Source organism: Caulobacter sp. SRI_008 (assembly GCF_057586355.1).
Genome location: NZ_JBYCZS010000003.1, coordinates 139,453 through 158,410, shown reverse-complemented (window position 1 = coordinate 158,410; position 18,958 = coordinate 139,453). Strand labels below are relative to the sequence as shown.

Annotated in this window: 19 protein-coding genes; 14 read left to right on the top strand and 5 right to left on the bottom strand. The window is 68.7% G+C overall.

Going from position 1 to position 18,958, the window contains the following annotated elements; all coding sequences use genetic code 11:
• Positions 1 to 63 precede the first annotated feature (63 nt).
• From AC2YHT_RS04150 to erpA, 4 genes are all read right to left on the bottom strand, one after another.
• Entirely contained in the window at positions 64 to 429 is a 366-nt protein-coding gene (locus tag AC2YHT_RS04150; protein WP_487288318.1) for a hypothetical protein, read from the bottom strand.
• A 67-nt stretch (positions 430 to 496) separates the two neighbouring features.
• Complete coding sequence (locus AC2YHT_RS04145) at positions 497 to 1,414, bottom strand: hypothetical protein (protein ID WP_487288317.1); 918 nt, start codon at positions 1,412 to 1,414, stop codon at positions 497 to 499.
• 69 nt (positions 1,415 to 1,483) lie between these two features.
• Positions 1,484 to 2,272 (bottom strand): exodeoxyribonuclease III, encoded by a 789-nt coding sequence (gene xth / locus AC2YHT_RS04140; protein ID WP_487288316.1) that lies wholly within the window; start codon positions 2,270 to 2,272, stop codon positions 1,484 to 1,486.
• A gap of 528 nt (positions 2,273 to 2,800) precedes the next feature.
• Positions 2,801 to 3,133, bottom strand: coding sequence for an iron-sulfur cluster insertion protein ErpA (erpA, locus tag AC2YHT_RS04135; RefSeq protein ID WP_110120917.1), 333 nt, complete (start codon positions 3,131 to 3,133; stop codon positions 2,801 to 2,803).
• Between the two features lie 77 nt (positions 3,134 to 3,210).
• Here erpA and AC2YHT_RS04130 point away from each other — a divergent pair, with 77 nt between their 5' ends.
• The 12 genes from AC2YHT_RS04130 to AC2YHT_RS04075 all read left to right on the top strand — a co-directional run bounded on the left by AC2YHT_RS04130 (position 3,211) and on the right by AC2YHT_RS04075 (position 14,953).
• Complete coding sequence (locus tag AC2YHT_RS04130) at positions 3,211 to 4,395, top strand: deoxyguanosinetriphosphate triphosphohydrolase (protein ID WP_487288315.1); 1,185 nt, start codon at positions 3,211 to 3,213, stop codon at positions 4,393 to 4,395.
• A gap of 141 nt (positions 4,396 to 4,536) precedes the next feature.
• Positions 4,537 to 5,352, top strand: coding sequence for a cell division protein FtsN (gene ftsN, locus AC2YHT_RS04125; RefSeq protein WP_487288314.1), 816 nt, complete (start codon positions 4,537 to 4,539; stop codon positions 5,350 to 5,352).
• 14 nt (positions 5,353 to 5,366) lie between these two features.
• Positions 5,367 to 6,395, top strand: a complete 1,029-nt coding sequence (gene nagZ, locus AC2YHT_RS04120; RefSeq protein WP_487288313.1) for a beta-N-acetylhexosaminidase — start codon at positions 5,367 to 5,369, stop codon at positions 6,393 to 6,395.
• Positions 6,392 to 7,213, top strand: a complete 822-nt coding sequence (locus AC2YHT_RS04115; protein ID WP_487288312.1) for a segregation and condensation protein A — start codon at positions 6,392 to 6,394, stop codon at positions 7,211 to 7,213. Before nagZ ends, AC2YHT_RS04115 begins: the two co-directional genes overlap by 4 nt.
• 25 nt (positions 7,214 to 7,238) lie before the next feature.
• Positions 7,239 to 7,910: an SMC-Scp complex subunit ScpB gene (gene scpB / locus AC2YHT_RS04110; RefSeq protein ID WP_487288311.1), complete on the top strand. Its 672-nt coding sequence runs from the start codon at positions 7,239 to 7,241 to the stop codon at positions 7,908 to 7,910.
• Positions 7,911 to 8,053: 143 nt separating this feature from the next.
• Positions 8,054 to 8,278 carry a twin-arginine translocase TatA/TatE family subunit gene (locus AC2YHT_RS04105; RefSeq protein ID WP_058349436.1) on the top strand — a complete coding sequence of 75 codons (225 nt, stop codon included), beginning with the start codon at positions 8,054 to 8,056 and terminating at the stop codon, positions 8,276 to 8,278.
• Positions 8,279 to 8,385: 107 nt separating this feature from the next.
• Positions 8,386 to 9,024, top strand: coding sequence for a Sec-independent protein translocase protein TatB (gene tatB, locus AC2YHT_RS04100; RefSeq protein WP_487288309.1), 639 nt, complete (start codon positions 8,386 to 8,388; stop codon positions 9,022 to 9,024).
• The gene (tatC, locus tag AC2YHT_RS04095) at positions 9,021 to 9,923 is read left to right on the top strand and encodes a twin-arginine translocase subunit TatC (RefSeq protein WP_487288308.1); all 903 of its coding nucleotides are present in this window, start codon (positions 9,021 to 9,023) and stop codon (positions 9,921 to 9,923) included. The genes tatB and tatC overlap by 4 nt, the downstream gene beginning before the upstream one ends.
• Positions 9,924 to 10,176: 253 nt before the next feature.
• Positions 10,177 to 11,472 carry a serine--tRNA ligase gene (gene serS, locus AC2YHT_RS04090; RefSeq protein ID WP_487288306.1) on the top strand — a complete coding sequence of 432 codons (1,296 nt, stop codon included), beginning with the start codon at positions 10,177 to 10,179 and terminating at the stop codon, positions 11,470 to 11,472.
• Positions 11,469 to 12,284: a 5'/3'-nucleotidase SurE gene (gene surE / locus AC2YHT_RS04085; protein ID WP_487288305.1), complete on the top strand. Its 816-nt coding sequence runs from the start codon at positions 11,469 to 11,471 to the stop codon at positions 12,282 to 12,284. Before serS ends, surE begins: the two co-directional genes overlap by 4 nt.
• The gene (locus AC2YHT_RS04080; RefSeq protein WP_487288303.1) at positions 12,284 to 12,943 is read left to right on the top strand and encodes a protein-L-isoaspartate(D-aspartate) O-methyltransferase; all 660 of its coding nucleotides are present in this window, start codon (positions 12,284 to 12,286) and stop codon (positions 12,941 to 12,943) included. The genes surE and AC2YHT_RS04080 overlap by 1 nt, the downstream gene beginning before the upstream one ends.
• 105 nt (positions 12,944 to 13,048) lie before the next feature.
• Positions 13,049 to 14,953 carry a LysM peptidoglycan-binding domain-containing protein gene (locus tag AC2YHT_RS04075; RefSeq protein ID WP_487288302.1) on the top strand — a complete coding sequence of 635 codons (1,905 nt, stop codon included), beginning with the start codon at positions 13,049 to 13,051 and terminating at the stop codon, positions 14,951 to 14,953.
• 88 nt (positions 14,954 to 15,041) lie between these two features.
• Here the strand turns inward: AC2YHT_RS04075 and sodC are convergent, their stop codons facing one another.
• On the bottom strand, positions 15,042 to 15,566 hold the full coding sequence (gene sodC, locus AC2YHT_RS04070; RefSeq protein WP_110120907.1) for a superoxide dismutase[Cu-Zn]: 525 nt from the start codon (positions 15,564 to 15,566) through the stop codon (positions 15,042 to 15,044).
• Positions 15,567 to 15,681: 115 nt separating this feature from the next.
• On the opposite strand from sodC, the gene gyrA reads away from it, so the two are divergent.
• Both gyrA and coaD read left to right on the top strand, forming a co-directional pair.
• The gene (gene gyrA, locus AC2YHT_RS04065; RefSeq protein WP_487288301.1) at positions 15,682 to 18,438 is read left to right on the top strand and encodes a DNA gyrase subunit A; all 2,757 of its coding nucleotides are present in this window, start codon (positions 15,682 to 15,684) and stop codon (positions 18,436 to 18,438) included.
• Between the two features lie 22 nt (positions 18,439 to 18,460).
• Positions 18,461 to 18,949, top strand: a complete 489-nt coding sequence (coaD, locus tag AC2YHT_RS04060; protein ID WP_110120905.1) for a pantetheine-phosphate adenylyltransferase — start codon at positions 18,461 to 18,463, stop codon at positions 18,947 to 18,949.
• Positions 18,950 to 18,958 lie beyond the last annotated feature (9 nt).

Genomic DNA, 18,958 nt, shown 5'->3' with positions numbered 1-18,958 from the left:
TGGCAAAAAATGGGCGCGATCGAGAAGGATTGGGGCGGATGGCGACGCGCCGATCGCCTACCTTTACTTGCGGCGTTCGCGCAGCTCTTCCTGGAAGCGATATTCCAGGGCCTGCTCGAACTCGCTGGCCTCCACGAAGCGCCGCTTCATCGCCAGGGCGGGAAAGCCGCTTTCGTCCCGCTCTTGGGGCGGCACGAACTTGATCGGCAGGCGCTTGGCGATGGTCTCCGGCTGCGCGGCGGCCGGAAACGCCTCGGCTTCGGCGATCGCCAGGCGTTCGGCGGCCTCGGCCTGGCTGACCAAGCCGTCACCGTCGCGGTCGGCGAGGTTCAGCACCAGCTTTTGCTGGGCTGGGACGGCGGCCATCGGCTGGGCCATGGCCGGGGCGGCCAGCAGGAGCGGCAGGGCGAGGGCGGCGAGGCGGATCATGGCGCGTCTCCACGGGACGGCGAAGCGTGACCTAAGTTACGGACTTTCGCAACCCTGGCGGGAGGCGTCAGTCCTCGTCGTCGAGGTCGAAGGGCAGCTCGTCCTGGTCGTCCCTGGGCGAGCGCGAGGCCTTGGACACCGGCTTGTAGGGACGCTCGGGCGGCTGGTAGGCGGGACCGTCGTCAGTGTGGGCGTCGTCGCCGTCGTCGGCCCAGGCCTGGATCGGCGCTTCAGGATCCGCCCAGGGCGGATCGGCGGCCTCGGGGCCGTCGTCGATCTCCTCGAACAGCGGGGCGGTGGCCACGGCCGCCGCGCTCGCGCCGGCGCCGGTCGCCACGGCCTCGCGCGCCGAACGGTAGGGCGCGGGCTTCTCGAAGGTTTCGGCTGCCGACGCCGGACGGCGGGCGATCTCGGGCTCGGCGGCCTTGGCGGCCGGAGCGGGCGAGGGGCCGCGCGGCGCCAGCGGGCGGCGGACGATGGCCTCGGCGCGGGCCAGCCAGCGGTTGGCCTCCTGGATCGCCAGGGCGGGCGAGCGGCTCTGGCGCTGCTGCTGGTCGCCTTCCAGCCAAAGGTCCAACTCGAAGTCGGGGTGGCGCGGATCGTCGAAGATCATGCGCAGGCAGACGCGGCTGGCCTGCTGGACGATCTGGTCGATGGCCCGGCGCTGCTCGCCCCGGAAGACGCGGCCGATCACCTGGTTGTCGACCGAAAGCTCGGCCCCCATCAGCTCGTCGATGCGATAGAGCAGGCACCAGGTCCCGTTGTCCCAGGCGACGGCGGCGGTGTTGGTGTCGAACGAGAAGCCCGCGCCCTTGCCGCGGCCGTGAGCGATGATCACGGTCTCGGGTTCGCCCTTCAGCACGTGGCGGAGGGCGCGGCGGATACGCCGCTCTTCGTCCATGAACCAGATGGCCGCGCTGCCCATGAAGGTGACGGCCGAGCCGGCGATGGCCACGAGCACAAGGAGACGCCAGAACTCGCTCATGGTTTCGGAAACTAGCGGCGTTCGCGGATTCGCGACAGGGGCGCCGGCTACCGCCCGCCGCGCATGGTTCTAGAGGGCCAGCCTGGCCACCACCGGCACGTGGTCCGAGGGCTTCTCCTTGTCGCGCTCGTCGCGGTGGATGGTCACGTCTTCAAGGATGTCGGCGGCCTGGGGCGACAGCAGCAGGTGGTCGATGCGGATGCCCAGGTTTCGCGGCCAGGCGCCGGCCTGGTAGTCCCAGAAGGTGTAGCCGCCCGGCGCGCCGTCGTACTGCATGTAGGCGTCGGTGAAGCCGAGGTTCTTCAGCGCCCGGAAGGCGGCGCGGCTCTCGGGCTGGAACAGGGCGTCGCCTGCCCAAGCCTCGGGATTGGCCACGTCCTCGGCCTCGGGGATGACGTTGTAGTCGCCGGCGATCACCAGCGGCTCCTCGAAGGCGAGCAGGCCCTTGGCGTGTTCATGCAGGCGGCGCATCCACGACAGCTTGTAGGCGAACTTCTCGGTGCCGATCGGATTGCCGTTGGGCAGGTAGATGCCGACCACCCGCACCGGCTTGGGGCCCGAGATCACCGCCTCGACATAGCGCGCCTGCTCGTCCTCGGCGTCGCCGTCGAGCAGCGGCAGGCCTTTGCGGACGTCCTCGAGCGGATGCTTCGAGAGCAGGGCGACGCCGTTGTAGGTCTTCTGGCCGTGGACGACGACGTTGTAGCCCAGGCGCTCGAAGGCCTCGGCCGGGAACTTCTCGTCGACGCACTTGATCTCCTGCAGCACCGCGACGTCCGGCGCCTCGGCCTCGAACCAGGCCAGGACGTTGTCCAGGCGGGCGTTGACCGAATTGACGTTCCAGGTGGCGATGCGCATGGCGGGCTCCGAGCAGGCGCCGGAGGCTAGGGGGCGCGGCCCTCGGGCTCAAGCGGCCGAGGGGAGATTTCGGGGGATAGGGCGTTTAGCCGATCTGATCGATGATCAGTTCGCGCAGTTCGGCGCGGGTGAGGCCGGGCCAGGCCCAGAGGGTGGCGGGCGAGAGCGGGGAAGTCACGGCAGGCGAAAGGTTCGGAGTGCGCGGCTTTTGGACAGCGATGGGCGCACGAGTGGTGTTGGTTTTCATAAAGTTCCAGTTTGGGAACGACGATGCCGTCGTTCCGGATGATCGAATTAGGGGAAAAGTCCGCCCGCGCCGCAGGGCGGCGCTAGGGCGAGAATGGCGCTTTCGTGCGGCATTGAGAGCCGCAGGTAATGAGCGCTCGCTTACAAATAGGGGAGGGGGCGTCGCATTACAATGGTCATGCGACGATCGCGACGCCAGGTCGCAGGCGCCGAAAAGCGCGACGGACGCCAAGTCGCGCCCGTTTCAATCTGGTGTCGGCGTTGGCCCGCGGGCCTTCGCGATCAGATCGAGAAGCTGACGCCGCAGCCGCAGCTGGACTTGGCGTTAGGGTTCTTCACTCGGAACTCGGCGCCGGCCAGTTCATCGACGAAGTCGATCTCCGAGCCCTTCAGCAGGGCCAGGGAGATCACGTCGACCAGGGCCGCGGCCCCGTCGCGTTCGATCTTGAGGTCGTCGTCCTGCGCGGCCTCGACCAGATCGAACCGATATTGGAAGCCCGAGCAGCCGCCGCCGTCGACGGCGACGCGCAGCATCACCTCGCGACCTTCGGCCTCGGAAAGCGCGTGCAGCCGGCGGGCGGCGTTCGAAGAAAGCGTAACGGTGGTGTCGGTCATGGCTGTGGAAACTTCATCTATCGCCTATATGAGGACGTCCGCGCCCCGGGGAAAGGGGCGATCAGCAAAGGCCGCTCATGTCGACGTCTCCGTTCGCCGTCCCCCGCGCCCCTTACGCCGAGGATCCGGCCAAGTCTCGCGGTCGGCGATACCAGGAAGACGAGAGCCGCACGCGCACCCCGTTCGCCCGCGACCGCGACCGCATCATCCATACCTCGGCCTTCCGCCGCCTGAAGGAAAAGACCCAGGTGTTCGTCGCCCACGAGGGCGACCAGTTCCGCACCCGCCTGACCCATTCGTTGGAAGTGGCCCAGATCGCCCGTTCGTTGGCCACGGCTCTGGGGCTGGACGTCGATCTGGCCGAGACCATCGCTCTGGCCCACGACCTGGGCCATCCTCCGTTCGGCCATGCCGGCGAGGACGAGCTGGAACTGCAGACAAAGGACTTCGGCGGCTTCGACCACAACGTCCAGACCTTCCGCGTGGTGACCGAGCTGGAGCACCGCTATCCGGACTTCATCGGCCTGAACCTGACCTGGGAGACCCTGGAAGGGATCATCAAGCACAACGGCCCGGTGATCCATAAGCTGGGCGAGCCGTCGTGGAAGGCGATCTCCAAGTACGACGCCGAATACGGCCTCAAGCTGGACACCTGGGCCTCGGCCGAGGCCCAGGTCGCGGCCCTGTCGGACGACATCGCCTACAATAACCACGACATCGACGACGGCGTGGAGGCGGGGCTCTTCACGCTGGACGAACTGATGGACGTGCCGCTGATCGGCCCGATCCTGGCGGCCGTGCGCAGCGAGCGCCCGGAGCTCGACGCGCGCATCACCCGCCTGGAGGCCGTGCGCCGCATGATCGGCGCCATGGTCGACGACGTCATGGGCGAGACCCTGCAGCGGGCCGCGGCCACCGGCGTCGCTTCTGCCGACGATGTGCGGGCGCTGCCGCATGCGCTGGTGTCGTTCTCGGCCGACATGCTGGAAGACCTGGCCCGCCTTCGCCAGTTCCTCCACGCCAAGATGTACCGCCACTGGCGAGTGAACCGCACCCGCAGCCAGGCGCGCCGCATTCTGGCCGAGATGTTCACGCTTTTCTTGGCCGAACCCGAGGTCCTGCCCTCTGAATGGTTCGCCAAGTCGCAGAACCGCGACCAGGCCGGAAGGGCCCGCGTGGTGTGCGACTACATCGCCGGCATGACCGATCGTTTCGCCATCGAGGAGCACCGCAAGCTGTTCCATCTGGATGTCTGGAACTGACGGCCTGCCGCCGCGGAAGGAACATGCACAACCGGCAAGGGTGCGACAGTTCTGAACGGGGATCGGGTCCAGTACAGTACGAACTTGCGCGCGTGATTCGCCGATGGCGATGCGAGCGCCGGAATTCTGGAGCCTTGTGAGATGTCCGACCCGCACCGCGGCGCCTATGCGCCGCCCACCGATGCGCCGCTGTCCTTCGATGCGCGCCAGCCGGTGCGTGGGTCGAGGCCCTTGCCTCTGACCCTGATCATCAGCGCGGTGGTGCTCGCCACCCTGCTGGTCGGCGTGTTCCTGGTCTATCGCAACGGCATCCGCGGTCCGAACGAGCCGCCGCGCACCGTGGGCGAGCCCGTGGCCGAGATGAAGGCCGCCCCCGCGCCGGACCAGAACAAGCCCGACGAAGCCGCCGGCCTGCAAATCTACAGCCACGAGAACCCGACGGCCTCGCCGACCTACGCCGCGCCGCCGGAAGAGCCGATGGCCCGTCCGACCGCGCCGCCGCCGGCCGCTCCGGTGCAGAGCGCCAGCCTGCCGCCGGCCAAGCCGCCCGTCGCCGCGCCCAGCGCGCCGGTCTCCGCCGCTCCGGCCAAGCCAGCGCCGACCAAGCCGGCTCCGGCGCCCAGCATCGAGAGCCTCGCCACCGCCGCCGTCGCGCCGCCCAAGGCCGTTCCGGCCAAGCCGGCCGCCGCCGCGCCGAAACCCGCCGCGACCGCTTCGGGTCCGGCCAGCGTCCAGATCGGCGCCCTGTCGTCGACGGCGCTCGCCGACAAGGCCTGGGGCGACGCCGCCCGCATCGCGCCGGGCCTGGCCGCCGGCAAGGGCAAGAAGGTCGAGGCGATCGACAAGAACGGCTCGACGCTCTACCGCACCTCGGTCACCGGCTTCTCCAGCCGCGCCGACGCCAAGGCGTTCTGCGACGCCCTGACGGCCGCCGGCAAATCCTGCTTCGTGAAGTAGGCGAGGGGAGCCCCATGAGCGTGTCGTCCGCCGCCATCCTCGGCTGCGCCGGGGCCGTCCTGAGCGCGGAAGAGGCCGCCTTCTTCCGCGACGTGCGGCCGTGGGGCTTCATCCTCTTCAAGCGCAATATCGAGACGCCCGACCAGGTGCGGGCGCTGACCGCCGCCCTGCGCGAGACTGTCGGCCGTCCTGACGCGCCGATCCTGATCGACCAGGAAGGCGGCCGCGTCGCCCGCCTGCAGCCGCCCCACTGGAAGAAGTATCCGCCGGGCCGCGCTTACGGCGATCTCGTCGCCAACGACCCGCTGGTCGCCCGCGAGATCACCCGCCTTGGGGCGCGCCTGATCGCCCACGACCTGACCTCGCTGGGGATCAACGTCGACTGCGTGCCGGTGCTGGACGTGCCCGATCCCAAGGGTCACGAGATCATTGGCGACCGCGCCTATGGCGACACGCCCGAGCAAGTGGCGACCCTGGGCCGCGCGGCGGCCGAGGGACTGCTGGCCGGCGGCGTGCTGCCGATCATCAAGCACATCCCCGGCCACGGCCGCGCCATGAGCGACAGCCATCTGGAGCTGCCGGTGGTGAAGGCCAAGCTGGCCGAGCTGGAAGCCCGTGATTTCGCGCCGTTCCGAGTGCTGTCGGACATGCCGATGGCGATGACCGCTCACGTCGTCTACACGGCCATCGACCGCCGCAACCCGGCCACCACCTCGAAGAAGGCCATCAAGAAGGTCATCCGTGAGTCGCTCGGCTTCGACGGCCTGCTGATGAGCGATGATCTGTCGATGAAGGCGCTGTCGGGCGACTTCAAGCAGCGGGCCAAGGACAGCCTGTCCGCCGGCTGCGACGTCGTCCTGCACTGCAACGGCGACATGGACGAGATGAAGGCCGTGATGGCCGGTGTCGGCAAGCTTTCCAAGGAAGCCCGCCGCCGCGCTCAGGCGGTCATGGGCCGTCTGGTCAAGGTGCACGAGCCGCTCGACGTCGCCGAGGCCCGCGCCCGCTTCGACGCCGCCTTCGACGGCCGGTTCGCCGGGTGAGCACGGGCTTCCAGCCCACATTCGACTTCGCGGCCGCCCGGGAGGCGGCGGAAGACGGCGCGGCCCTGGTCATCGACATCGACGGCTACGAAGGCCCGCTGCACGTCCTGCTGGCCCTGGCCCGCAACCAGAAGGTCGACCTGCTCCAGCTGTCGATCACCAAGCTGGCCGAGCAGTACCTGGCCTTCGTGCAGCAGGCCCGCCGCGTTCGCTTCTCGCTGGCCGCCGACTACCTCGTCATGGCCGCCTGGCTGGCCTACCTGAAGTCGCGCCTGCTGTTGCCCAAGCCCGATCGCCCCAAGGCCGAGGAGCCGCCGGCCGAGGAAATGGCCGCCCTGCTGGCTTTTCGCCTGGCCAAGCTCGACGCCATGCGCAAGTCGGTCGAGGCCCTGAAGGAGCGTCCGCAGCTCCAGCGCGATGTCTTCGTGCGCGGCGATCCCGACGCGGTGAAGATCGTCTCCTCCACCCGGTTCGAGGGCGACCTCTACGCCCTGATGAGCGCCTACATCTCCCAGCGAAAGCGCGAGCACGGCCGCCACTACGCCCCGCGTCCGCCTCAGGCCTATCCGCTGGAAGACGCCCGCGACCGCCTGCGCACCTTCCTGCCGAGGATGGAGGAGTGGACGGCCCTGTCCGGCGTCGCTCCCGTTGAGCGCTGGGAAGAAGACCCCGACGGCCCGACGCCCGCCAGCTACCTGGCCTCGACCCTGTCGGCCAGTCTGGAACTGGCCAAGGAAGGCGCGCTGACGGTGCGCCAGATGGGCGCGTTCGAGGAAATCTACCTGCGCACCCGGACGGACGTGGAGGAGGGGGCGTGATCGTGTTGAGAGACAGCTTCTATCCATGACCCTCGACCCTCTCTTCACCGAACGCTGCATCGAGGCCCTGCTGTTCGCGGCGGCCGAGCCGCTGAGCGTGGCCGACCTCGCCAAGCGTCTCCCGGACGGCGCCGACATCCCGGCCGGCATCGCCGACCTGCGCGCCCGCTGGGATGGGCGGGGGATCGAGCTCGTGGAGGTGGCGGGTCGCTGGCGCTTCCAGACCGCCGCCGATCTGGCCTTCCTGATGACCGAGGAGCGCGAGGAGCCCCGCCGCCTGTCCAAGGCCGCCCAGGAGACCCTGGCCATCGTCGCCTATCACCAGCCCGTCACCCGGGCCGAGATCGAGGCCGTGCGCGGGGTGCAGGCCAGCCGGGGCACGCTGGACGTGCTGCTGGAGCTGGGCCTGATCCGCATGCGGGGCCGCCGCCGCACGCCGGGCCGCCCCGTGACCTTCGGCACGACCGACGCTTTCCTCGAGCACTACGGCCTGGCGAATCTGGGCGACCTGCCCGGCGTGGCCGAAATGAAGGCCGCGGGCCTGCTCGATCTGAACCTGCCGCCCGGCTTCAGCGTGCCCGATCCGATGGGGCTGCGGGCCGACGGCGAGGAGGAAGACCCGCTGGACGAAGGCGAGACGCCGGAATTCGCTCAGGATTTCCTGGGCGAGCCGGAGGGCGGAGAGCCGGGGCGTTGAGGCCAAGCCTGTCTTGGCCGGGGCGCAATCGCCGCGATTTGCGCCGCTTGGCTCATGGCCATGCGGACGCCTATATTATCTGAGACATTGTAACGACACGCCGCAGCGGCTAAAGCGCCGCTGTCGCAAGGAGCACCGCCGTTATGGGTAGCATGAGCTGGATTCACTGGGTGATCGTGATCGCGGTCGTCGCCCTGCTTTTCGGTGGTCGCGGCAAGCTGTCCGGGATCATGGGCGACGCGGCCAAGGGCATCAAGGCGTTCAAGGACGGCTTGAAGGACGACAGCAGCCAGGAAGTCGCCGACAACAAGTCCACGGGCGCGCTGCCGCGCACCGAGGCCGAGAAGGAAGACCTGCGCAAGTCGTAAGGTTTGTTTTCGCCGCGCCTTCCGCTGGAGGGCGCGGTCTCGTTTTCTGAATCGTCGCGGCCTCCGTCCTGCCTCGAGAGGGTCGGGTCCGCTTTCAAGGCGCATACATGTTTCAGGAAGTCGGCGGCGTAGAGCTTCTGATTATCGCCGCGGTCGCGCTGATCGTGGTCGGTCCCAAGGACTTGCCCGTTCTGCTGCGTAAGCTGGGCCAGGTCGTCGGGAAGGTCCGCGGCATGGCCGCCGAATTCCGCGCCAGCTTCGACGAGATGGCCCGCCAGTCGGAGCTCGACGAGCTGCGCCGCGAGGTCGAGGCCATGCGCGCCGGCCAGTACGCCAACCCGGTGCAGGCCGCGGTCGACCAGGCCAAGGACGCCACGGTCGATGAGGTGTTCGCCGACATCGACGCCAGCCTCAACAGCGGCGCCGTCCAGGCCCATCCCTACGCCGGGTACAATCCCGAGCCGGTGGCAGAGCCTGAGGCCGCCATCCAGGCCCCGGCCAAGCCTGTCCGCAAGCGCGCCCCCAAGGCTGTCGCCGAGCCGACCGTCGAGATCGTTTCCAAGACCTCGCGCGCCAAGGCCGCGTCCAAGGACGTCGGCGTCGCCGCCAAGGCTCCGGCCAAGAAGGCCGCGGCCCCCAAGGCGGCTAAAGCCGTCGCCGCCGGTGGCACTGCCGCCACCGTCGTCAAGCCGCCGCGCAAGCGCACCACCAAGACCGCTTCTTCCAGCTCGGACATCGTCTCGTGACCAATTCGATCGGATACGATCCCGAAGAGGAGATCGAGGCCTCGCGCGCGCCGCTGCTCGAGCACCTGACCGAGCTGCGCTCGCGCCTGATCGTCTGCGTGGTGGCGCTGTTCGTCGGTTTCGGCGTCTGCTTCTACTTCTCGAACCAGCTGTTCCTGTTCCTGATCCACCCGTTCGAGGTGGCCGCCGGCATGGTCGCCGCCAGCAAGGCGGGCGGAGCGCACCACAATCCCTTCGACCTGATCATGGTGCTGACGGGCCTGAAGGACGCGCCGGCCGACGTTGCTCACCAGAAGTTCGTGTTCACGGCGCTGCTGGAGCAGTTCTTCACCAAGCTGAAGCTGTCGGCGTTCGGCGCGGTGGTCATCACCTTCCCGGTGCTGGCCTGGCAACTCTACCGCTTCGTCGCTCCCGGCCTCTACAAGAACGAGCGCGGCGCGTTCCTGCCGTTCCTGATCGCTTCGCCGGTGCTGTTCGTCATGGGCGCGGCGCTGGTCTACTACGTCATGCTGCCGTTCATCGTCTGGTTCTCGATGAACCAGCAGATCTTCGGCGACGCCATCTCGGTCGAACTGCTGCCCAAGGTGTCGGACTACCTGACCCTGGTGACCTCGCTGCTGCTGGCCTTTGGCCTCTGCTTCCAGCTGCCGGTCGTGGTGTCGCTGCTCGGCATGGCCGGCATCATCGACTCCAAGATGCTGCGCGGCGGCCGCCGCTACGCCATCGTCGGCGTGTTCATCGCCGCCGCCATCCTGACCCCGCCCGATCCGATCAGCCAGCTGACCCTGGCGATCCCCATGTGCCTGCTCTACGAGATCGGCATCTGGTGCGTCTGGATCATCGAGCGCGGCCGCAAGAAGCGCGAAGCCGAAGAGAGCAAGGACGTCGTGGCGGTCTAGGCCGCCTTCCTTCTCCCCTTGCGGGAGAAGGTGTCGGCGAAAGCCGACGGATGAGGGGTCTCTCAAAAGTCTGACGCCGCGAAAGCCGATCCGCTTTCGCGGCGTTTTTCGTTCGTGCGACCCCTCACCCGACCTCCCTCCGGGAGGCCACCCTCTCCCGCAAGGGGAGAGGGGACGTGCAAGAAGGTTGGCGCCCTTGGCGACGCGCCTTAGAGAAGGGCGTTTCTTAACGACTTCCTTCCGAGCGCTCCCGATGCACGACATCAAGGCCATCCGCGAAAACACCGAAGCCTATGAAGCCGCCTGGTCGGCCAAGGGCCGTTCGGGCGCGGCGTCGGAAGCCGTCAAGCTCGACGCCCAGCTGCGCGCCGCCCAGACCGCCCTGCAGGAAGCCCAGGCCAAGCGCAACGAAAGCTCCAAGCTGATCGGCGCGGCCAAGGCCAAGAAGGACGAGGCCGAAGCCGCCCGTCTGATGGCCGAGGTCGAGGCGCTGAAGGGTCGCATGGCCGACGCCGGCGAAGAGGAAGCCCTTGTCGGCGCCAAGCTGAAAGACTTGCTGGCCTCGCTGCCGAACATTCCCGCCACCGAAGTGCCGGAAGGCGAGGACGAGACCGGCAATGTCGAGCAGCGCCGCTGGGGCGATCGCTCCAAGCTGCCGGCCGGCCGCCTGAATGCGCCCAAGGACCACGTCGATCTGGGCGCGGCCCTCGGCGGCATGGACTTCGAAGCCGCCGCCCGCATGAGCGGCGCCCGCTTCGTGGTGCTCAAGAAGGAGATCGCCCGGCTTGAACGCGCGCTCGGCCAGTTCATGCTCGACCTGCAGACGGTCGAGCACGGCTACACCGAGATCAGCCCGCCCGTGCTGGTCAAGGACGAGGCCCTGTTCGGCACCGGCCAGCTGCCCAAGTTCTCCGAAGACCTTTTCCGCACCACCGGCGACCACTGGCTGATCCCGACCGCCGAGGTCTCGCTGACCAATATCGTGCGCGAGCAGGTCACCGGCGAGGAAGAGCTGCCGCTGCGCCTCACCGCCCTGACCCATTGCTTCCGTTCGGAGGCCGGGGCCTCGGGCCGCGACACCCGCGGCATGATCCGCCAGCACCAGTTCCAGAAGGTCGAGCTGGTCTCGATCACCACGCCCGACCAGTCGGAAGCCGAGCACGAGCGCATGGTCGAATGCGCCGAGGCCGTGCTGAAGAAGCTGGAGCTGGAATTCCGCACCATGCTGCTGTGCGAGGGCGACATGGGCTTCGGCGCGCGCAAGACCTACGACCTGGAGGTCTGGTTGCCGAGCCAGGCGACCTTCCGCGAAATCAGCTCGTGCTCCAACTGCGGCGACTTCCAGGCTCGCCGCATGGACGCCCGCTTCAAGAAGGCCGGCGAGAAGGGCACGCACTACGTCCACACCCTGAACGGCTCGGGCCTGGCCGTCGGCCGCACCCTGGTGGCCGTGTTGGAGAACTATCAGGACGAAGCCGGCCGCATCGCCATCCCGGCCGTACTGCAGCCCTATATGGGCGGCCTGACCCACATCGGGGGCGCGGCTTGAGGATCCTCCTCACCAACGACGACGGCATCCACGCTCCGGGCCTGCAAAGCCTGGAGCGTATCGCCGCGGCCCTGTCGGACGACGTCTGGATCGTCGCGCCGGAATACGAGCAGTCGGGCGCCAGCCGGGCCCTGACCCTGTCCGATCCGCTGCGGGTGCGGAAGATCGACGAGCGCCGCTTCGCCGTCGAAGGCACGCCCACCGACTGCGTGGCGTTGGCCTTCCAGGAACTGATCGAGGGCAAGAAGCCGGACCTCGTGCTGTCGGGCGTCAACCGCGGCCAGAACCTGGCCGAGGACGTCACCCTGTCGGGCACCGTCGCTGGCGCCATCGAGGGCATGGTCCTGGGCGTTCCGTCGATCGCCCTGTCGCAGGCCATGACCTATTTCGCCGACGAGGTCGTCGCCCACTGGGAGACCGCCGAGCACTTCGGGCCGGGCATCGTCCAGCGCCTGCTGGAGATCGGCTGGCCGGCCGACGTGGTCATGAACGTCAACTTCCCGCCGCTGCCGCCTGAACGGGTCGATGCCGTGGAAGTGACCCGCCAGGGCTTTCGCGACTCGCACTTGCGGCGCATGGAAAAGCGGACGGACCTGCGCGGTCGCGACTACTACTGGACCGGTTTCACCGTGAAGCCGTCCAATCCGCCGGAGGGCACCGATCTGAAGGCCGTGTACGAAGGGCGCATCTCGGTGACGCCCCTGCATATCGACCTGACGCACAACGCCACCGTCGCCGCCCTCAAGGGCGTGCTGGGCGGAGCGCCGCCGAAGCTTGCCCAAAAGCCGGAGAGCCCGGAGCCCGGCCTGTGATGGCGAGCGCCAAGCGCCCGGAAACGCCCGAAGCGCTGCTGAAGCGGCTGCTGGACGCGCTGCGCGAGCAGGGGGTGACCGATCCCAACGTGCTGTCGGCGATCGAGAAGACGCCGCGCGACCTTTTCACTCCCGACCTCTTCAAGGAGCGGTCGTGGGAGGACTCGGCCCTGCCGATCGCCTGCGGCCAGACCATCAGCCAGCCGTTCATTGTCGGCCTGATGACCCAGGCTCTGACGGTCGAGCCGCGTTGCCGGGTGCTGGAGATCGGCACGGGCTCGGGGTATCAGACCGCGATCCTTTCCCGGGTGTCGCGCCTCGTCTACACGGTCGAGCGCTATCGCACCCTGATGAAGGAGGCCGAGGCGCGCTTCGCCGTGCTCGGTCTGACCAACGTCATCACCAAGTTCGGCGACGGCTGGGAAGGCTGGCGCGAGCAGGCGCCTTTCGACCGCATTATGGTCACGGCTGCGGCGCAAGAAGAACCTAAGGGGCTCCTGGCCCAGCTCAAGCCCAACGGCGTGCTCGTCGCACCCGTCGGACGTGGGCCGGTCCAGAGCCTTCGCCGCTATGCCGGCGACGGGAAGGGGGGCTTCACGGTCGAAGTCCTGTGCGAAGTGCGTTTCGTCCCGATCCTGGAAGGCGTCGCCCGCGAGTAGTGCGGGTTCGGCGTCCACAGGTTCGGTGACGCTGTGCGTGTTTGGTTAATGTTTGATTCACCCTTGCGGCGGCGACTTGAAGGCTCCGCGAGGAAAGGAGAGGTCATGAGGCAGTTGTGGACGCAAGCGGCGGTCATCGCCCTGACGGCTGGAACGCTCGCGGCCTGCGAGACGACCGGCGCGCAGTATCCCACCCGCGCCAGCGAGGGCGTCAGCCCGCCTGTCGTCCAGGCCCCACCGGCCGCCCAGACGCCGCTTCCGACCCAGGCTCCGCCGCCTGAGGACGACGCTCCGCCGGTGACCGCCCCGGTCGGCGCCGGCGCCGTGTCGAGCCAGCCGCTGGCTCCGGTGACGACCGCCGAGATTCCGCCGCCGCCCCCGCCGCCGGCCGACAGCCGTCCGCTGCCGGCGCCCGTGCAACATCAACCGCCCGCCCAACCGGCCCTGCGCCCCGTCGTGGTCACCACGACGAACGGCAAGGTCGTCGACGTCGGCGGCGCGCCCGAGACCTATGTCGTCAAGTCGGGCGAGGGCCTCGACGCCGTCGGCCGCAAGATGGGCCTGTCGCGCGCCGAGCTGGCCAAGCTGAACGACCTCGATGAGCCCTATCGTCTGAAGCCCGGCCAGAAGCTGAAAGGCAAGTCGACCAAGGCCAAGGCTTACGTCGTCGAGAGCGGCGACACCCTGAGCTCGATTTCCCGCCGCTTCAGCGTCACCCCGGCCGCCCTGGCCGAGGAAAACGACCTGTCGTCGGGCGCCTCGATCCGCGCCGGCCAGAAGATCCGCCTGCCGCAGGGTTACAAGGATAAGGGTCCGGCCAAGACCACGGTGATGCAGCCGGTCCCCGGCGGCTCGACCTCGCTGGCCGGCGCCGCGCCCGCACCGACCTATTCGGCCCCGCCGATCGGCTCGTCGCGTCCGACCGCGCCGCCGCCCTCGCGTCCGGTCGTCGCCGAGCGTGAGCCCGAGCCGACCCCGGCCGCCACGACGACCACCACCGTCTCCATCGCCGGCAAGGTGATCGAGGTGGCCGGCAAGCCGAAGATCCACACGGTGAAGTCCGGCGACGCCATCGACTCCATCGCCCGCGACCTCGGCACCACCCGCAAGGACCTGGTCGAGGACAACGACCTGAAGGCCCCGTACATCATCCGTCCGGGCCAGAAGCTGAAAGGCCCGGCCACCACCGACAAGGCTTATGTGGCCGAGAGCGGCGACACCCTGGCCGGCGTCGCCAAGCGCTTCAACGTCAGCGTTTCGGCGCTGTCCAAGGAAAACAACCTGCGCGCCGGCGCGTCGCTCAAGAAGGGCCAGAAGGTCGTTCTGCCCGACGGCTACAAGGACCGGGGTCCGATCCGTACGACGGTGACCACGCCCGCGCCGCGTCCCGCCGGTTCGATCACGACGGCCCAGGCGCCGGCCAGCCCGCCGCCGACCACCGGCCTGCCGTCGGCTCCGCGTCCCTACACGCCGTCGGGTTCGACCCCGTCGACCACCTATTCGCGCCCGAGCGCCCCGGTGTCGGCCCTGCCGGTGACGCCGCCGTCGGCCCCATCGCGTCCGATCATCGAGAGCAGCGCTCCGCCGACCGAGGCCGAGATCGCCGCCGCCGGCCGTGGCCGCTTCGTCTGGCCGCTGCGCGGCGACATGATCAACGCCTACGGTCCCAAGGGCCCGGGTCAGCGCTTCGATGGCCTGGACATCCGCGCCCCGGTCGGCACGCCGGTCAAGGCCGCCGCCGCCGGCGACGTGGTCTATGCCGGCAACCAGGTGCCGGGCTTCGGCAATCTGGTTCTGATCAAGCACGCCGACGGCTGGGTGACGGCCTACGCCCACCTGTCCACGACCAGCGTCAAGATGCGCCAGGCGATCGCCCAGGGCGAACAGCTCGGCACGGTCGGCCAGACGGGCGACGCTCCGGAACCCATGCTGCACTTCGAGGTGCGCTTCGCCCCGACCCCGAAGGACAAGGCCAAGCCGGTCGACCCGGCCCTGGTGCTGCCGCGCTAAGCAGCGGCTTCAAGCCCATACGACAACGGCCTCCGGAGCGATCCGGAGGCCGTTCTTGTTTTCGCCCGAGGGCCGGGGAGGGGTAGGTCTACTTCACCACCCCGCAGGCGCTGCGCGCGCCGGCGCCGCCGATCGGCTGGCTGGTGTAGTCGTCGGGGCTGGCGTGGATCACGATGGCCGAGCCGTCGGCGTCCAGCAGGGCGGGGCGGCCGCGTCCGCCCTTCAGCGAGACCAACTGCGAGAAGAACTCGGCGCTCGCCACGCCATCGGCCCCGGCATGCAGATTGGGCAGGTCGCCATTGTCGTTGCCTTCGGCGTTCAGCAGGCCGTGGACCACCGTGGTCGCCGCGTGGACGTGGGCCCCGGCCGACTTGAAGTCCGGCGTTCCGCAGTCGCCCTTCTCGTGGAAATGCAGGCCGTGCCAGCCCGGCGTCAGGCCCTTGGCCTCGATGCGCAGCAGCACGCCGCGCGGTCCTTCGGTGAGCGTCGCCGTGCCGATCGACTTGCCGTCAGCGCCCTTGATGTCGGCGGTCGCCGTGGCGGGCGCCTCGGCGGCGGAGGCCGCGGTGGCGGCGACGAGGCCGGCGGCCAGGAAAAGGGCGGTCAGACGCATGAAACTGCTCCTGCAATCAAAGGGACGCATGGGGCCGCGAAGGTGGCGCCGTCCGTGGTGGAATGCTAACTGTTTCCGACTGTTCCGTGTTCGATTCTGACGGCGAAAAATCCCCTTGAGCGACGATCAAAACACTCTGCCCCCTGAAGGGCCGCGCGGAGACATCGCCCCGATCAACATCGAGGACGAACTGCGCCGTTCGTATCTCGACTACGCGATGAGCGTAATCGTCAGCCGCGCCCTGCCGGACGCGCGCGACGGCCTCAAGCCGGTGCACCGCCGGGTGCTGTTCTCGATGCACGAGCAGGGCCAGACGCCCGAGCGTCCGTACGTCAAGTCGGCCCGCGTCGTCGGTGACGTCATGGGTAAGTATCACCCGCACGGCGACGCCTCGATCTACTTCACCCTGGTGCGCATGACGCAGTCGTTCTCGATGGGCCTGGTGCTCATCGACGGCCAGGGCAACTTCGGCTCGGTCGACGGCGATATGCCCGCGGCCATGCGATACACCGAGTGCCGCATGGCGCCGCCGGCCATGTCGCTGCTGGCCGACCTCGACAAGAACACGGTCGACTTCGCCGACAACTACGACGGCAAGGAGCAGGAACCGACCGTCCTGCCGTCGCGGATCCCCAACCTGCTGGTCAACGGCGCGGGCGGCATCGCCGTCGGCATGGCGACCAACATCCCGCCGCACAATCTGGGCGAAGTCATCGACGCCTGCCTGCTGCTGATCGACGAGCCGGACGCGACGACCGACCAGCTGCTCGACCTCGTGCCCGGTCCGGACTTCCCGACCGGCGGCGAGATCATCGGCCGGGCCGCCCCGCGCCAGGCGCTGCTGACCGGCCGTGGTTCGGTGATCATGCGCGGCGTGGCCTCGGTCGACGAGATCCGCACCGGCCGCGAAGCCATCATCATCACCGAGATCCCGTATCAGGTGAACAAGGCCAACCTCGTCGAGCACATCGCCGAGCTGGTCCGCGACAAGAAGATCGAGGGCGTCTCCGACATCCGCGACGAGTCCAACCGCGACGGCATGCGCATCGTGGTCGAACTGAAGCGCGACGCCTCGGGCGAGGTGATCCTCAACCAGCTCTACCGCTTCACGGCGCTGCAAAGCTCGTTCGGCGTCAACATGCTGGCCCTGAACCGCGGCCGCCCCGAGCAGATGGGTCTGCGCAAGCTGCTCGAGGTGTTCGTCGAGTTCCGCGAGGAAGTCGTCGTCCGCCGCACCAAGTTCGAACTGGGCAAGGCCCGCGACCGCGGCCACGTCTTGGTCGGCCTGGCCATCGCCGTCGCCAATATCGACGAGTTCATCCACATCATCCGCTCGTCGAAGGACCCGGCCGAGGCGCGCGAGCGCCTGGTGGCCAAGGCCTGGCCGGCCGGCGACATGCTGCCCCTGGTCGATCTGATCGCCGACCCGCGCACCGTGCAGGAAGACGGCGGTCTGATCCGCCTGACCGACGAGCAGGCCCGCGCCATTCTCGCGCTGACCCTGTCGCGCCTCACGGGCCTTGGCCGTGACGAGATCGGCAACGAAGCCGCGAGCCTGTCCGACGCCATCCGCGGCTATCTCGAACTGCTCTCCGACCGCGCCAACATCATGGCCGTGGTCCGCGAGGAACTGGTCGAGGTGAAGGACAGGTTCGCCATCCCGCGCCGCTGCCAGATCGTCGACGGCGACGCCGACATGGAAGACGAGGACCTGATCGTTCGCGAGGACATGGTCATCACCGTCACCATGGGCGGCTACGTCAAGCGCACCCCGCTGGCCAACTACCGCACCCAGCACCGGGGCGGGAAGGGCAAGTCCGGCATGGCGACCAAGGACGAGGACGCCGTCACCCGCGTGTTCTCGGCCTCGACCCACGCGCCGCTGCTGTTCTTCACCTCGGGCGGCAAGGTCTACAAGCTGAAGGTCTGGAGGCTGCCGCTGGGCGCCGCCAACTCGCGTGGCAAGGCGTTCGTGAACCTGCTGCCGATCGAGCCGGGCGAGACCATCACCTCGATCCTCACCCTGCCCGAGGACGAAGCCACCTGGGACGGCCTGGACGTGATGTTCGCCACGCGCTCGGGCAGCGTCCGCCGCAACAAGCTGAGCGACTTCGTCGACGTCCGCCGCAACGGCAAGATCGCCATGAAACTCGATGACGGCGACGGCATCGTCGGCGTGTCGGTCTGCAACGCCGACCAGGACGTGCTGCTGACCACGGCCGCCGGCCGCTGCATCCGCTTCTCGGTCGAAGAGGTGCGGGTGTTCGCCAGCCGCGATTCCACCGGCGTGCGCGGCGTGAAGCTGGCCGACGGCGACACCGTCATCTCCATGGCCGTGCTGCGCAGCGTCGCGGCCACCCCGGCCGAGCGCGCCGCCTATCTCAAGCACCAGCGCGCCCTGCTGCGCGCCGCCTCGGGCGAGGAGGGCGAAGACGCCCCGGCGCCGGAGGAGACCGAGGAAGAGGGCGACGAGACCAGCCTGACGGTCGAGCGCATCGCCGAACTGGGCGCGGCCGAGGAGATCATCCTGACGATCTCGTCGGAAGGCTACGGCAAGCGCACCAGCGCCTATGACTTCCGCCGCACGGGTCGTGGCGGCCAGGGGCTGGCGGCCCAGGACCTGAGCAAGCGCGGCGGCAAGCTGGTGGGCTCGTTCCCCGTCGAGGAGAGCGACCAAATCCTGCTGGTGACCGACGCTGGTCAGCTGATACGGTGCCCCGTCACGCAAATTCGTGTTGCGGCGCGGAATACTCAGGGCGTAACCGTCTTCCGCACGGCGGCAGACGAGCATGTCGTGAGCGTCGAGCGTCTGGCGGAAGCTGGCGGCGACGAAGGGCAAGGCGACGCAAGCGGGGCGGATGAGACCCCGTAAGTCAGAGGACGCAGGGGGTTTCATGCGCATTGGCCTCTATCCCGGGACGTTCGACCCGGTCACCAACGGTCACCTCGACATCATCGGTCGAGCGGTCAAGCTGGTCGACCATCTGGTCATCGGGGTGGCCGTGAACATCGGCAAGAACCCCCTGTTCACGCTCGAAGAGCGGGTCGCCATGCTGCAGCGCGAGACGGCCCATTTGGGCGGCGCGGTGATCGAGGTCCGGCCGTTCGACAGCCTGCTGATCCACTTCGCCCGCGAAGTCGGCGCCCAGATGATCGTCCGCGGCCTGCGGGCCGTGGCCGACTTCGAGTACGAATTCCAGATGACGGCGATGAACCAGCAGATGGATCGCGAGATCGAGACCGTCTTCCTGATGGCCGACCCGCGCCACCAGGCCATCGCCTCCCGCCTGGTCAAGGAGATCGCCTCCCTCGACGGCGAAGTCGGCAAGTTCGTCACGCCCGGCGTGGCGGCCGAGCTGATCGGAAAGATCAAGAACCGCTGACGCCCTCTC

Bases quoted from the DNA above. Each gene is read 5' to 3' on its own strand.
- AC2YHT_RS04075 (WP_487288302.1), top strand. From the start codon at position 13,049: ATGAGGCAGTTGTGGACGCAAGCGGCGGTCATCGCCCTGACGGCTGGA.
- ftsN (WP_487288314.1), top strand. From the start codon at position 4,537: ATGTCCGACCCGCACCGCGGCGCCTATGCGCCGCCCACCGATGCGCCG.
- xth (WP_487288316.1), bottom strand. From the start codon at position 2,272: ATGCGCATCGCCACCTGGAACGTCAATTCGGTCAACGCCCGCCTGGAC.
- erpA (WP_110120917.1), bottom strand. From the start codon at position 3,133: ATGACCGACACCACCGTTACGCTTTCTTCGAACGCCGCCCGCCGGCTG.
- tatB (WP_487288309.1), top strand. From the start codon at position 8,386: ATGTTTCAGGAAGTCGGCGGCGTAGAGCTTCTGATTATCGCCGCGGTC.
- AC2YHT_RS04130 (WP_487288315.1), top strand. From the start codon at position 3,211: ATGTCGACGTCTCCGTTCGCCGTCCCCCGCGCCCCTTACGCCGAGGAT.
- AC2YHT_RS04145 (WP_487288317.1), bottom strand. From the start codon at position 1,414: ATGAGCGAGTTCTGGCGTCTCCTTGTGCTCGTGGCCATCGCCGGCTCG.
- coaD (WP_110120905.1), top strand. From the start codon at position 18,461: ATGCGCATTGGCCTCTATCCCGGGACGTTCGACCCGGTCACCAACGGT.
- AC2YHT_RS04105 (WP_058349436.1), top strand. From the start codon at position 8,054: ATGGGTAGCATGAGCTGGATTCACTGGGTGATCGTGATCGCGGTCGTC.
- nagZ (WP_487288313.1), top strand. From the start codon at position 5,367: ATGAGCGTGTCGTCCGCCGCCATCCTCGGCTGCGCCGGGGCCGTCCTG.
- serS (WP_487288306.1), top strand. From the start codon at position 10,177: ATGCACGACATCAAGGCCATCCGCGAAAACACCGAAGCCTATGAAGCC.
- sodC (WP_110120907.1), bottom strand. From the start codon at position 15,566: ATGCGTCTGACCGCCCTTTTCCTGGCCGCCGGCCTCGTCGCCGCCACC.
- AC2YHT_RS04150 (WP_487288318.1), bottom strand. From the start codon at position 429: ATGATCCGCCTCGCCGCCCTCGCCCTGCCGCTCCTGCTGGCCGCCCCG.
- scpB (WP_487288311.1), top strand. From the start codon at position 7,239: ATGACCCTCGACCCTCTCTTCACCGAACGCTGCATCGAGGCCCTGCTG.
- AC2YHT_RS04080 (WP_487288303.1), top strand. From the start codon at position 12,284: ATGGCGAGCGCCAAGCGCCCGGAAACGCCCGAAGCGCTGCTGAAGCGG.